Raw genomic sequence first — 13,212 nt, 5'->3', positions numbered from 1 at the left:
TTTCCGCCTTTTATAGCTTATTCCTCCACTTTCTTTTGTCCGCGGGTCTGAACTTCCTGGGTCAACAGAGCAATCAGCTCTTCAACAGGATAAGAGCCCAGGTCAGCCCCTTTACGAGTACGCACTGCAATCTTGCCGGCTTCTACTTCTTTGTCGCCGCAGACCAGCATGAAGGGTACTCGCTTCAAAGTATGCTCGCGGATTTTAAAGCCAATCTTCTCATTTCTCAAGTCCGCTTTTGCGCGAAGGCCCGCATCATTCAATGCCTTGGCAACTTTCACAGCATAATCGGCCTGGTTATCCGTGATATTCATGACCACGGCCTGGGTCGGAGCCAGCCAGGTCGGGAACAGACCGGCGTACTCTTCCGTCAGGATCCCGATGAAGCGCTCCAGCGAGCCCAGAATGGCGCGGTGGATCATCACGGGGATGTGGCGCTCGTTGTCTTCGCCCACATAGGTGGCGCCAAGACGGCCCGGCAGGGCAAAGTCGAGCTGCACGGTACCACACTGCCAGGCACGATCAAGGCAATCGTGCAGGGTGAACTCGATCTTGGGACCGTAGAAAGCCCCCTCGCCCGGTTGCAGGTCGTACTTCAAGCCGTTGAGTTCCAACGCCTCGGCCAGCGCGGCCTCGGCACGATCCCAGGCTTCATCAGAGCCGATACGCTGCTCCGGACGGGTCGAGAGCTTGACCACGATGTTTTCGAAACCGAAGGTGCCGTAGACGTCATAGACCATGCGGATGCACGCAGACACCTCTTCCATGATCTGCTCTTCGGTACAGAAGATGTGGGCGTCATCCTGGGTGAAACCCCGTACCCGCATCAGGCCGTGCAGGGAGCCTGACGGCTCGTTGCGGTGGCAGGAGCCGAACTCGGCCATGCGCAACGGCAGATCGCGGTAGGATTTCAGACCCTGGTTGAAAATCTGCACGTGGCCCGGGCAGTTCATCGGCTTGATGGCGTACTCGCGGTTTTCGGACTGGGTGGTGAACATGGCCTGGGCGTATTTCTCCCAGTGACCTGAACGCTCCCACAGCACGCGATCCATCATGAAGGGGCCTTTCACTTCCTGATAGTCGTACTCTTTGAGCTTGCCGCGGATGAAGGTTTCCAGCTCGCGGAAGATGGTCCAGCCGTCGTTATGCCAGAACACCATGCCCGGCGCTTCTTCCTGCATATGGTACAGGTCGAGCTGCTTGCCGATCTTGCGGTGGTCGCGCTTGGCGGCCTCTTCCAGACGCTGCAAATAGGCCTTGAGCTGCTTCTTGTCAGCCCAGGCGGTGCCGTAGATGCGCTGCAGCATCTTGTTGTTGGAGTCGCCGCGCCAGTAGGCACCGGACATCTTCTGCAACTTGAAGTGGTGGCAATGACGCATGTTGGGCACGTGCGGGCCGCGACACATGTCGATGTACTCTTCGTGATGATAGAGACCGGGCTGGTCATCACGGGCAATGTTCTGATCCAGGATCTCGACCTTGTAGGTCTCGCCACGGGCTTCGAACACGTCGCGCGCTTCCTGCCAGGAGACCTTCTTCTTGATGACGTCGTAATCCTTGGCGGCCAGCGCCAGCATGCGCTCTTCCAGGGCAGCCAGATCTTCGTCGGTCAGGGTGCGGTCGAGATCGATGTCGTAATAGAAACCGTTGTCGATGACGGGACCGATGGCCATCTTGGTCTGGGGCCAGAGTTGCTTGATGGCATGACCCAGCAGGTGAGCACAGGAGTGGCGCAGAATGTCCAGACCTTCTTCGTCTTTGGCGGTGATGATGGCCAGGGAGGCATCGGCTTCGATCAGCTCGCAGGCATCCACCAGTTCACCGTTTACCCGACCGGCAATGCACGCCTTGGCGAGACCGGGACCGATGTCCGCGGCCACATCCATGACGGAAACGGCGTGGGCAAATTGACGTTGGCTGCCGTCAGGCAGAGTAATGATTGGCATTAGGTGTTTCCTTATACAGTGGTGACCCCTACCAAAGGCCACATGCAGGTTGGAGAAACCCTTTCATGTCCAGCTGTTCACTCCCGAGTTTCACCGTTCACAATACGGTTGGTACACGGCAGTGGCACTGCCATATGGCGTGTGCAAGGCCATCCATTGAGAGGTACAGCGGGGGATTGTATCAGACGCGACAACCCAGACAAGCTGTCTTGGCGATTTTGCATACCGCCTAAGCGCGGGTGTCAACCTGTCCTACTTGCGAGGGCGCCCTTCTGCTGCCATACCCTGTACCAGATTGAGGCGTCAGCCAAAGCAAGGAGAGCATGATGTACACCTACGACATTTCATTTACGGAGCATGCAGAAAAGCTGGTTCATCCGGATCACCTTCTTACGACTCACTGTCCCGTCCATATCGGTGAGCTGGTGATCCTGGGCGATGGCAGCAAGCGGGAGGTATGCAGCATCGTCCACAGTGCCGAGCGCAGTACCCTCTATGTCACCGACGTGACGCCCGGTAAAGTCACCGCCAGCCGTTGATCCCTAACCGGCGTTCAGAAAAGACTGGCCATTGAAATCGAAGGCGCTGCGTCCCTCCTCGGCCAGCGCCATCTCCTGCAATACCTGGAGTGCCATCTTGTTGCCCTTTTGCGAGGCCTGGTAGAGCCACTGCTTCGCCTCGGCCAGTTCAACCCGCCCGTTGACCCCCATCAGGTGCAGGATGCCCACCTTCAGCATGGCGGGCGCATCACCGTTCCTGGCTGCCAGCTGCATCCAGCGAAACGCCTCGTGCAGATCCCGCTTCACCCCAGCCCCGCGCAGATAGACCTCTCCCAGCCGATACTGGCCGAAAGCGTCCCCCGCCTGCGCAGCCTGACGATAGAGTCGGATGGCGCGATCCATATCCTGCTCACTCCCCTGCCCCACTTCATGGCTCCAACCCATCAGCGCCTGTGCCCGTGGCTGGCCCTGCTCCGCCAGGGGCGCCCAGATCCGGGTCGCCTCATCAAAGTGCCCTGTCCGCCAGGCGCGGTTGGCCGCCGCCAGCTCCTGCTCGGTGGAGAGCGGGATCAGACGCCAGATGACCAGCGCAATGAGGGCGATGAAGAGCCAGCGGGCGGTAGTAGGTTGCATGACATTTTCCGTGATCTGGTTCGCATTTCGTCTATGTAAACGAAATGTAGCAACAGATCAAGCAGGAGATCACCTGGGTTCACCCTCTTTCATGGGGTCGCTCTTTGCGAACTTGCAGTTTGACGGGCTACACAGCAAAATAACTGTATATATAAACAGTTCATTGGTGATGTGATGGCAGGACGAGGCGCGAACCACAATGTCGAGCACCGCTTCAGCGGCCCGCAAATCGAAACCGTTGACGACGGCTGGAGTCAGAGCGACTGGGACGCGGCATTTGCCGCCAGCGCTCCCCGCACCGAGGTGACGGAGATCAGCGCCCGCAGCATCATCAGCTACAACGATTCGCCGGATCTTCCCTTCGGTCGCTCCATCAATCCCTATCAGGGGTGCGAGCATGGCTGCATCTACTGCTATGCCAGACCCAGCCACGCCTACCTTGAGCTCTCCCCCGGGCTGGATTTCGAGAGCAAGCTGTTTGCCAAAATCAATGCTGCCGAGCTGCTGCGACGGGAGTTTGCCAAGCCAGCCTATCAGCCACAAACCATCGTGCTGGGGGCCAATACCGATCCCTATCAACCCATCGAGCACCACTATCGCCTGACTCGCGAACTCCTGACGGTGATGCTGGCTCATCGCCATCCGGTAGGACTCATCACCAAGAGCGCCATGATCCTGCGCGACCTCGATCTGCTGACCGAGCTGGCCCGGGAAGGGTTATGCCAGGTGATGGTGTCGGTCACCACCCTCAATGAGACGCTGAGGCGACAGCTGGAGCCCAGGGCCAGCACGGGGGTTGGGCGGATCAAGGTGATCGAACGACTGGCCAAGGCCGGTGTGCCGGTCGGCGTGCTCGCCGCCCCCATGATCCCCAGGCTCAACGAGCCTGAACTGGAACAGATCATCAAGGCCGCCGTCGACGCCGGGGCGGGCTGTGCGGATTACATCTTGCTGCGATTGCCCCACGAGCTCACCACCCTCTTTTGCGACTGGCTCGATACGCACTATCCCGGCCAGAAAGAGGCGATCCTCAACCAGCTGCGGGCAAGCCGGGGTGGCTCACTCAACAGCGCCACCTTTGGTAGCCGCATGCGAGGTGAAGGACAGTTTGCCGACCTGCTCGCCCAGCGCTTTCGCCTGATCAGCAGGCGGCTGCAACTGGGCAAGCGCCATGTAACACTCAATACAGCCGCCTTCATCCGCCCGGGCGAGCAGTTGCGTCTGTTCTGAGCGCCGTCAGCCCCGTGGTCTCGGCGGGCAGCTCCCCGCTGGATGGCGCTGTGCAATCAGCTCCGCAGGCAGGCGGGATGGCTCGTGCGCCACCTCCTCCTCATCCACCCTAAGGCGCGCCTTCTCCTGCCCTCCCCACATCCGGCTCCACCAGATCTCCCACATTACCCAGCTCGTCATAACAGTGCTCCTGGCAAGCGATGCCTGCCTCTGTGGTGGCCTCATTCAACGCAGGCAGCATGGCTGGCCGTCATGACAGGGCCATGACAGCCGAGTGAAGGAATCGTGTTGATGCGATGGGGCCAACCCTGCATATCAGGAAGATGACGCCGTGGCAGGCAGGGCTGCATGCACGGCAGACGGAGTCTGGCAGCAGAAAAGAGGGCGCCAGGGCAAGCACAAGGACGGGGAGAGCCTGCGGTGAGGCGGACAAAAAAAGAGCGACCATCAAGGTCGCTCTTTTGCACCGGACAAAGGGGGACGATTACTCGTCGCCCGCCTCCCCGGTATCGACGGCGCCAGCGTCCGCTGCGGTGTCGGTGCCTTCAGACACCTCCCCTTCAACAGCCAGGGCCTCGGTTTCCTCTTCGTCGCTCTCGGCAACGCGCTGCAGGCCGACTACGGTCTCGTCTTCACCGGTACGGATCAGACGCACACCGCCGGTGTTGCGGCCGATGACGCTCACCTCGGACACCCGGGTACGAACCAGGGTACCGCCGTTGGTGATCAGCATGATCTGGTCGGTATCTTCGACCTGGATCGCATCGATTACCTTGCCGTTGCGCTCATCCACCTTGATGGAGATGACGCCCTGGGTACCACGGCTCTTGGTCGGGTACTCGTCCAGCGCGGTGCGCTTGCCGTAACCGTTCTCGGTAGCGGTGAGGATGGCACCATCACCACGGGGCACGATGAGGGAGACCACCTTGTCACCGGCGCCCAGCTTGATGCCGCGCACGCCAGCAGCGGTACGACCCATGGGACGTACGCCCTTGAAGGTGCCCTTGCTTTCGGTGCCTTCGCCGTTGTCACTGCCGTCATCGTCGTTGCCGGCGTCGTCATCGGTGTCGACCTCGTCAGTGGCATCGGCATCGGCGCGACCGCTGCCTTCCGCGAAGCGAACCACCTTGCCCGCATCGGAGAAGAGCATGATCTCGTTGCTGCCATCGGTGATGTCCACCCCGATCAGCTCATCACCCTCTTTGAGGTTGATGGCACGGATACCGGAGGAGAGCGGACGGCTGAAGTCAGACAGGCTGGTCTTCTTCACGGTGCCGTTGGCGGTGGCGAAGAAGACATACTTGTCGGCGTCATATTCTTTCACCGGCAGAATGGCGGTGATGCGCTCACCCTCATCCAGCGGTAGCAGGTTGATGATCGGACGACCGCGGGCGCCACGGGACGCCTCCGGCAATTGATACACCTTGAGCCAGTAGACCTTGCCACGGGTGGAGAAGCACAGAATGGTGTCGTGGGTGTTGGCCACCAGCAGACGCTCCACAAAGTCCTCTTCCTTGATCCGGGTGGCCGACTTGCCACGACCACCGCGGCGTTGGGCCTCGTAGTCCGAGAGCGGCTGATACTTCACATAGCCCTGGTGAGACAAGGTAACGACCACGTCTTCCGGGGTGATCAGATCTTCGATGTTGATCTCGGCACTGGACATGCTGATCTCGGTGCGACGCTCGTCGCCGTACTGCTCGCGCACGGCCAGCAGCTCGTCACGGATCACTTCCATCAGGCGTTCCGGGCTTGCCAGGATGTGCAGCAGCTCGGCGATGAGATCCAGCAGAGATTGGTACTCTTCCAGGATCTTCTCGTGCTCGAGGCCGGTCAGCTTGTGCAGACGTAGGTCAAGGATGGCCTGGGCCTGGATCTCGGTCAGGAAGTACTGCCCTTCACGGATGCCGAACTCGGGCTCCAGCCACTCGGGGCGAGCCGCGTCGTCGCCCGCTTTTTCCAGCATGGCGGCCACGTTGCCGAGCTCCCAGCCCTTGGCTACCAGGGCGGCTTTCGCATCCGCCGGGGTCGCACTGTGGCGAATGAGCTCGATGATGGGGTCGATGTTGGCCAATGCCACCGCCAACCCTTCCAGGATGTGCGCCCGATCCCGCGCCTTGCGCAGCTCGAACACGGTCCGGCGAGTCACCACTTCACGGCGGTGCAGCAGGAAGGCATCCAGGATCTCTTTGAGGTTCATCACCTTGGGCTGGTTGTTGTCCAGCGCCACCATGTTGATGCCGAACGTGGTCTGCATCTGGGTGTGCTTGTAGAGATTGTTCAGCACAATCTCGCCGGACTCGCCGCGCTTGATCTCGATGACGATGCGCATGCCGTCCTTGTCGGACTCATCGCGCAGGGCGCTGATGCCCTCGATTTTCTTCTCTTTGACCAGCTCGGCGATCTTCTCGATCAGGCGAGCCTTGTTCACCTGATAGGGGATCTCGTGGACGATGATGGTCTCGCGACTGGTCTTCTCGTCCACTTCCACCTCGGCCTTGGCCCGCACATAGACGGAGCCGCGACCGGTACGGTAAGCCTGCACGATGCCGGAACGGCCGTTGATGATGCCGCCGGTGGGGAAATCCGGGCCGGTGACATGGATCATCAGCTCGTCAATGGTGAGGTCGCCGTTTTCGATCAGCGCCAGGCAACCGTTGACAATCTCGGTGAGGTTGTGAGGCGGGATGTTGGTCGCCATGCCCACCGCGATACCGGAGGAGCCGTTGACCAGCAAGGTGGGGACCTTGGTGGGCATGACAGCCGGGATCATCTCGGTACCGTCGTAGTTCGGCACCCAGTCCACGGTCTCTTTGTCCAGATCGGCCAGCAGCTCGTGGGAGATGCGCGCCATCCGCACTTCGGTGTAACGCATGGCCGCGGCGTTGTCGCCGTCCACCGAACCGAAGTTGCCCTGACCGTCGACCAGCATGTAGCGCATGGAGAAATCCTGCGCCATCCGGACGATGGTGTCATACACGGCGATGTCGCCATGCGGGTGATATTTACCGATTACGTCACCGACCACACGGGCCGATTTCTTGTAGGGCTTGTTCCAGTCGTTCCCCAGCTCGTTCATTGCATACAGAACGCGGCGGTGAACCGGTTTCAAGCCATCACGCACATCCGGCAGAGCTCGTCCTACGATCACGCTCATGGCGTAATCCAGATAGGAACTCTTGAGCTCTTCTTCGATGTTGACCGGCGTGATCTCTCTGGCCAGATCGCTCATAGAAAGCCTTAATCCCTAATTAGTTGTTCTTTGGCTTAAACAGCGCGACATGGTAACACACTGAGCCAAATACATTAAGCCACAAATCCGATGAGCACATCGGGCTGGTGCGACGAGGTCGGTCCGTTATAATGCGCGCCAGGACAATAGATTGCGCGCGCCCAGCCCGCTGCGTGCCTTGCCACAGGATCATCAAAACATGAATAGTGATGCCAATGTCGATCTGACAGAAATCGCCAAATTTGAAGCCATCGCCTCCCGCTGGTGGGACATGGAGGGCGAATTCAAGCCGCTGCATCAAATCAACCCGGTGCGCCTTGACTGGATCACCGACAAGAGCGGCGGCCTGTTTGGCAAGCGCGTGCTCGACATCGGCTGCGGTGGCGGCATCCTCTCCGAGAGCATGGCCCGCCGGGGGGCCCGGGTCACCGGCATCGATATGGGCAAGGAGCCCCTCGGCGTCGCCCGCCTCCACGCGCTGGAACAAGGTGTGGAGCTCGAGTACCGCCAGATCACCGCCGAAGCCCACGCCGATGAAGTGCCGGGCCAGTATGACGTAGTCACCTGCATGGAGATGCTGGAGCACGTGCCGGACCCGGCCTCGGTGCTGCGCGCCATCGCCACCCTGGTACGGCCGGGGGGCAAGGTGTTCGTCTCCACCATCAACCGCAACCCGAAAGCCTATCTGATGATGATCCTCGGGGCCGAGTACCTGATGAAGATGGTCCCCAAGGGCACTCACGATCACAAGAAGTTCATCACCCCCGCCGAACTCTGTCGCATGGGGGAAGCGGCGGGCCTCCTGGTGCGGGACATGAGCGGCGTTCACTACGCCCCGCTCTCCAACAGCTTCAAGCTCGGCAAGAATGTCGACGTCAACTACATGGTGGCGTTCGAGCGCCCGGAGCAAGGCTGATGAGCACACCTCACCCGATGCCCCTTGGCTGCGTGCTGTTTGATCTGGACGGCACCCTGCTCGACACCGCCCCAGACCTTGGCGCCGCCGTCAACCACGTGCTGATAAGCGAAGGCTTTGCCCCGCTCTCTGACGACATCATCCGCCAGACCACCTCCCACGGGGCCCTCGGGCTGCTCAGGGCCGGTCTTGGTGACGAGCTGCTCGAGGAGCTGGGGGCCACCCGCCTTCGCACCGCCCTGCTCGACTACTACGCCGCCAACCTCTGCGTCGGCACCCGCCCCTATGAAGGCATGGTGGATCTCATCGAGTGGCTCGACGAGAAAAAGCTGCCCTGGGGCATTGTCACCAACAAGCCGGGTTTTCTCACCGAACCGCTCCTGGCAGCCCTGCCTGAACTCGCCAGTTGCGGCGTGACGGTGAGCGCCGACACCCTGCCGGTACGCAAGCCCGACCCAGCCCCCATGTTCTTTGCCTGCGAGCGGCTCGGCATCGCGGCGAGCCAGTGTCTCTATGTAGGGGATCACGTGCGCGACATCGAGGCTGGCCGCAATGCCGGCATGCGTACCGCGGTGGCTGGCTGGGGTTATCTCAATGATGACGAGGATCCCGCCCTCTGGGGCGCCGATCTTCACTTTGATACCGTGCAGGCCCTGCACCACTGGCTGCGTTACGAGCTGAGCTGACACGTTCATTGCCCATGACCGACAAGGCATCCGGATAGAGGTGGATCTGCGGGGCAACTTTGATGATGTCCCGATGGCCATGCGGGCATCGGCCCCGGCGCGCAGCTCTCCCCGCAGCACACCAGAGGGATCCCGGACGATCCCTCTTTTTACAGGCTTGGCAACCCCCCGAACGGCGTAACAGGACACCTTTTGACCCTGACTGCACAAGGGATGAGCAGACCGGATTTGCTAGTAAAAACACCCTGCTTTCGCAAGCAAAAAAAGTTATTTTAATTTTCCATCTTCGATCGCCGGACTTGCATTTGACGGATCGGACGGATGAAAACCCGTTCGCTGTGAGCGTCCACTAACTCCCGTCCCGACACCCACAATTTATCCACAGCTAATGCGTTATCCACAGATTGCATTACCGCATCGACCTCACTATCTTGTAGTTCGCATTAAAAATAACACTACATCTTGTGATTCATCGCACAATGCCTGCCCAGTTTCCCTCGACAGACGGAGCCGGGTTGCGCCATTGTGCGATGGCTTTTCGGGAATCAACCGATACCGGCAGGTATCAATGAAAGGGGTCATCAGCCAATGAACTTGTTTGTGACGAAGCGTAACGGACACAAAGAACCCATCGATCTGGATAAAATTCACCGTGTGCTCGACTGGGCTGCCGAGAAGCTCGACAACGTGTCGGTCTCCCAGGTGGAGCTCAAGTCCCACATCCAGTTCTATGACGGTATCCGTACCGCCGACATCCACGAGACCATCATCAAGGCTGCTGCTGACCTCATCTCCGAGCAAAGCCCGGACTACCAGTACATGGCTGCCCGTCTGGCCATCTTCCACCTGCGCAAGAAGGCCTACGGCCAGTTCGAGCCGCCCCACCTGTATCAGCACGTCGCCAGACTGGTGGACATGGGCAAGTACGACAAGCACCTGCTGGAAGACTACACCCAGGCGGAATTTGAGGAGCTGAACGGCTACCTCGATCACTGGCGCGACATGGACTTCTCCTACGCGGCGGTCAAGCAGCTCGAAGGCAAGTACCTGGTACAGAACCGCGTCACCGGCGAGATCTACGAGAGCCCGCAGTTCCTCTACATCCTGGTAGCGGCCTGCCTCTTCTCCAAGTATCCGAAAGATACCCGTCTGGACTACATCAAGCGCTTCTATGATGCGGTCTCGACCTTCAAGATCTCCCTGCCGACCCCGATCATGAGCGGCGTGCGCACCCCGACCCGCCAGTTCAGTTCCTGCGTGCTGATCGAGTGTGACGACAGCCTGGATTCCATCAATGCCACCGCCAGCGCCATCGTGCGCTACGTGTCCCAGCGCGCCGGCATCGGCATCAACGCCGGCCGCATCCGTGGTCTGGGCAGCCCCATCCGTGGCGGCGAAGCCTTCCACACCGGCTGCATCCCCTTCTACAAATACTTCCAGACGGCGGTGAAGTGCTGCTCTCAGGGCGGCGTGCGCGGTGGTGCGGCCACCCTGTTCTACCCGCTGTGGCACACCGAGGTGGAGAGCCTGCTGGTACTGAAGAACAACCGCGGCGTGGAAGAGAACCGGGTCCGTCACATGGACTACGGCGTGCAGATCAACAAGCTGATGTACCAGCGCCTCATCAAGGGCGGTGACATCACTCTGTTCTCCCCGTCCGATGCACCCGGCCTCTATGACGCCTTCTTCGCGGACCAAGACAAGTTTGAAGAACTCTACGTCAAGTACGAGCAGGATCCGGCCATTCGCAAGAAGACCCTGAAGGCAGTGGATCTCTTCTCCCTGATGATGCAGGAGCGCGCCGGTACCGGTCGCATCTACATCCAGAACGTGGATCACTGCAACACCCACAGCCCGTTCGATCCGAGCGTGGCGCCGGTGCGCCAGTCCAACCTCTGCCTCGAGATTGCGCTGCCCACCAAGCCGCTCAACAACGTGGATGACGAGGACGGCGAGATTGCCCTGTGCACCCTCTCCGCCTTCAACCTGGGCGCCATCGAGAAGCTGGAAGATCTGGAAGAGATGGCCGAGCTGGCCGTGCGCGCTCTGGACGCCCTGCTCGACTATCAGGACTACCCGCTCAAGGCCGCCAAGAAGGGCAGCATGAACCGCCGCACCCTGGGTATCGGCGTCATCAACTACGCCTACTACCTGGCGAAAAACGGTGCCCACTACTCCGACGGTTCCGGTCTGGCCCTGACCCACCGCACCTTCGAGGCGATCCAGTACTACCTGCTGAAGGCCTCCGTGCAACTGGCCCGCGAGTTCGGCCCCTGCCCGGCCTTCAACGAGACCACCTATGCCCAGGGTATCCTGCCCATCGATACCTATAAAAAGGATCTGGACACCCTGTGCAATGAACCCCTGCACCTGGACTGGGAAACCTTGCGCGAAGAGATCAAGACCGTGGGTCTGCGCAACTCCACCCTGACCGCCCTGATGCCGAGCGAGACCTCCAGCCAAATCTCCAACGCCACCAACGGCATCGAGCCGCCCCGCGGCCTGGTGTCGGTGAAAGCCTCCAAGGACGGCATCCTCAAGCAGGTGGTGCCGGAGTACCACCGCCTGAAGGATCAGTACGAACTGCTGTGGAAACAGCCGAGCGTCGACGGTTACCTGCAGCTGGTCGGCATCATGCAGAAGTTCGTGGATCAGGCGATCTCCGCCAACACCAACTACGACCCGGCCCGCTTCGAAGGCAACAAGGTGCCGATGAAGCAGTTGCTCAAAGACTTGCTGACCGCCTACAAATACGGTCTCAAGACCCTCTACTATCACAACACCCGTGATGGTGCCGACGACACCCAGACCGATCTGCAAGATGACGGCTGCGCTGGCGGGGCTTGCAAGATCTAACCGCGAAACGCACTGATAAACCGGGCGGGAGCATCAAGCTCCCGCCCTCCTGTTTTCCCTATTTCACGGCATTCTAACCATGGCTTACTCTACTTTTTGCCAGACCCAAAACGATCAGCTCAAGGAGCCGATGTTCTTCGGCCAGTCGGTCAACGTGGCCCGTTATGACCAGCAAAAGCACGACATCTTCGAGCGGCTGATCGAGAAGCAGCTCTCCTTCTTCTGGCGCCCGGAAGAGGTGGACGTCTCCCACGACCGCATCGACTTCCAGGCTCTGCCGCCCCACGAGCAGCACATCTTCATCTCCAACCTGAAGTACCAGACCCTGCTGGATTCCATTCAGGGCCGCAGCCCCAACGTGGCCCTGCTGCCCCTGGTCTCCATTCCGGAGCTGGAGACCTGGATCGAGACCTGGGCCTTCTCCGAGACCATCCACTCTCGCTCCTACACCCACATCATCCGCAACATCGTCAACAACCCGGGCCAGGTGTTCGACGACATCGTGACCAACGAGCAGATCTTGAAGCGCGCCGGCTCCATCAGCCACTTCTATGACGATCTCATCGAGGCCACCTCCGTCTATCACCTGCACGGTGAGGGGGCCCACCGGATCGGGGATCGCGAAGTCACCATCAGCCTGCGGGAGCTCAAGAAGAAGCTCTACCTGTGCCTGATGAGCGTCAACGCCCTCGAAGCAATCCGCTTCTACGTGAGCTTCGCCTGCTCCTTCGCCTTCGCCGAACGCGAGCTGATGGAGGGCAACGCCAAGATCATCAAGATGATCGCCCGTGACGAAGCGCTGCACCTGACCGGCACCCAGCACATGCTGAACCTGATGCGCAGCGGCAACGACGACCCCGACATGGCGGAGATCGCCGTCGAGTGCGAGCAGGCCTGCTTCGAGCTGTTCAAGGAAGCGGCCCTGCAGGAGAAGGAGTGGGCCGAGTACCTGTTCCAGGACGGCTCCATGATCGGCCTGAACAAGGACATCCTCTGCCAGTACGTGGAATACATCACCAACCTGCGCATGGCGGCCGTCGGCCTGCAACCGGCCTTTGCCGGCACCAAGCAGAACCCCATCCCCTGGATCAACACCTGGCTATCCTCCGACAACGTGCAGGTGGCGCCCCAGGAAGTGGAAGTAAGCTCCTATCTGGTGGGTCAGATAGACAGTGAAGTGCACGCCGACGATCTGGGTGACTTCGAGCTGTGA

General features: G+C 60.2%; 10 protein-coding genes. 6 read left to right on the top strand and 4 right to left on the bottom strand.

Annotated features, from left to right (window positions below; all coding sequences use genetic code 11):
* Window positions 1-17: 17 nt before the first annotated feature.
* On the bottom strand, window positions 18-1,946 hold the full coding sequence (gene thrS / locus ACPW74_RS08505; RefSeq protein WP_010674801.1) for a threonine--tRNA ligase: 1,929 nt from the start codon (window positions 1,944-1,946) through the stop codon (window positions 18-20).
* Window positions 1,947-2,269: 323 nt separating this feature from the next.
* Between thrS and ACPW74_RS08500 the strand changes: the two genes are divergently transcribed.
* Window positions 2,270-2,485: a hypothetical protein gene (locus ACPW74_RS08500; protein WP_139127868.1), complete on the top strand. Its 216-nt coding sequence runs from the start codon at window positions 2,270-2,272 to the stop codon at window positions 2,483-2,485.
* Window positions 2,486-2,488: 3 nt separating this feature from the next.
* Here the strand turns inward: ACPW74_RS08500 and ACPW74_RS08495 are convergent, their stop codons facing one another.
* The gene (locus tag ACPW74_RS08495; protein WP_041211450.1) at window positions 2,489-3,079 is read right to left on the bottom strand and encodes a tetratricopeptide repeat protein; all 591 of its coding nucleotides are present in this window, start codon (window positions 3,077-3,079) and stop codon (window positions 2,489-2,491) included.
* A gap of 174 nt (window positions 3,080-3,253) precedes the next feature.
* Between ACPW74_RS08495 and ACPW74_RS08490 the strand changes: the two genes are divergently transcribed.
* Window positions 3,254-4,309 carry a PA0069 family radical SAM protein gene (locus tag ACPW74_RS08490; RefSeq protein WP_041211451.1) on the top strand — a complete coding sequence of 352 codons (1,056 nt, stop codon included), beginning with the start codon at window positions 3,254-3,256 and terminating at the stop codon, window positions 4,307-4,309.
* Window positions 4,310-4,315: 6 nt separating this feature from the next.
* Here the strand turns inward: ACPW74_RS08490 and ACPW74_RS08485 are convergent, their stop codons facing one another.
* Both ACPW74_RS08485 and gyrA read right to left on the bottom strand, forming a co-directional pair.
* A complete protein-coding gene (locus ACPW74_RS08485) occupies window positions 4,316-4,489 on the bottom strand; it encodes a hypothetical protein (RefSeq protein WP_164882096.1) in 174 nt (57 codons plus the stop codon).
* 304 nt (window positions 4,490-4,793) lie between these two features.
* Window positions 4,794-7,541, bottom strand: coding sequence for a DNA topoisomerase (ATP-hydrolyzing) subunit A (gyrA, locus tag ACPW74_RS08480; protein ID WP_102948509.1), 2,748 nt, complete (start codon window positions 7,539-7,541; stop codon window positions 4,794-4,796).
* A gap of 199 nt (window positions 7,542-7,740) precedes the next feature.
* On the opposite strand from gyrA, the gene ubiG reads away from it, so the two are divergent.
* The 4 genes from ubiG (at window position 7,741) to nrdB (ending at window position 13,212) form a co-directional block, all read left to right on the top strand.
* On the top strand, window positions 7,741-8,457 hold the full coding sequence (ubiG, locus tag ACPW74_RS08475) for a bifunctional 2-polyprenyl-6-hydroxyphenol methylase/3-demethylubiquinol 3-O-methyltransferase UbiG (RefSeq protein ID WP_010674813.1): 717 nt from the start codon (window positions 7,741-7,743) through the stop codon (window positions 8,455-8,457).
* On the top strand, window positions 8,457-9,143 hold the full coding sequence (locus ACPW74_RS08470) for an HAD family hydrolase (RefSeq protein WP_029314563.1): 687 nt from the start codon (window positions 8,457-8,459) through the stop codon (window positions 9,141-9,143). The genes ubiG and ACPW74_RS08470 overlap by 1 nt, the downstream gene beginning before the upstream one ends.
* 588 nt (window positions 9,144-9,731) lie before the next feature.
* Window positions 9,732-11,999 (top strand): class 1a ribonucleoside-diphosphate reductase subunit alpha, encoded by a 2,268-nt coding sequence (gene nrdA / locus ACPW74_RS08465; RefSeq protein ID WP_128342465.1) that lies wholly within the window; start codon window positions 9,732-9,734, stop codon window positions 11,997-11,999.
* 79 nt (window positions 12,000-12,078) lie between these two features.
* Window positions 12,079-13,212 carry a class Ia ribonucleoside-diphosphate reductase subunit beta gene (gene nrdB, locus ACPW74_RS08460; RefSeq protein ID WP_104454217.1) on the top strand — a complete coding sequence of 378 codons (1,134 nt, stop codon included), beginning with the start codon at window positions 12,079-12,081 and terminating at the stop codon, window positions 13,210-13,212.

Source organism: Aeromonas sp. INTO2 (assembly GCF_049860605.1).
GTDB lineage: Bacteria > Pseudomonadota > Gammaproteobacteria > Enterobacterales > Aeromonadaceae > Aeromonas > Aeromonas caviae.
The sequence above is the reverse complement of the archived record's forward strand: the minus strand, read 5'-3'. Positions and strand labels throughout refer to the sequence as shown.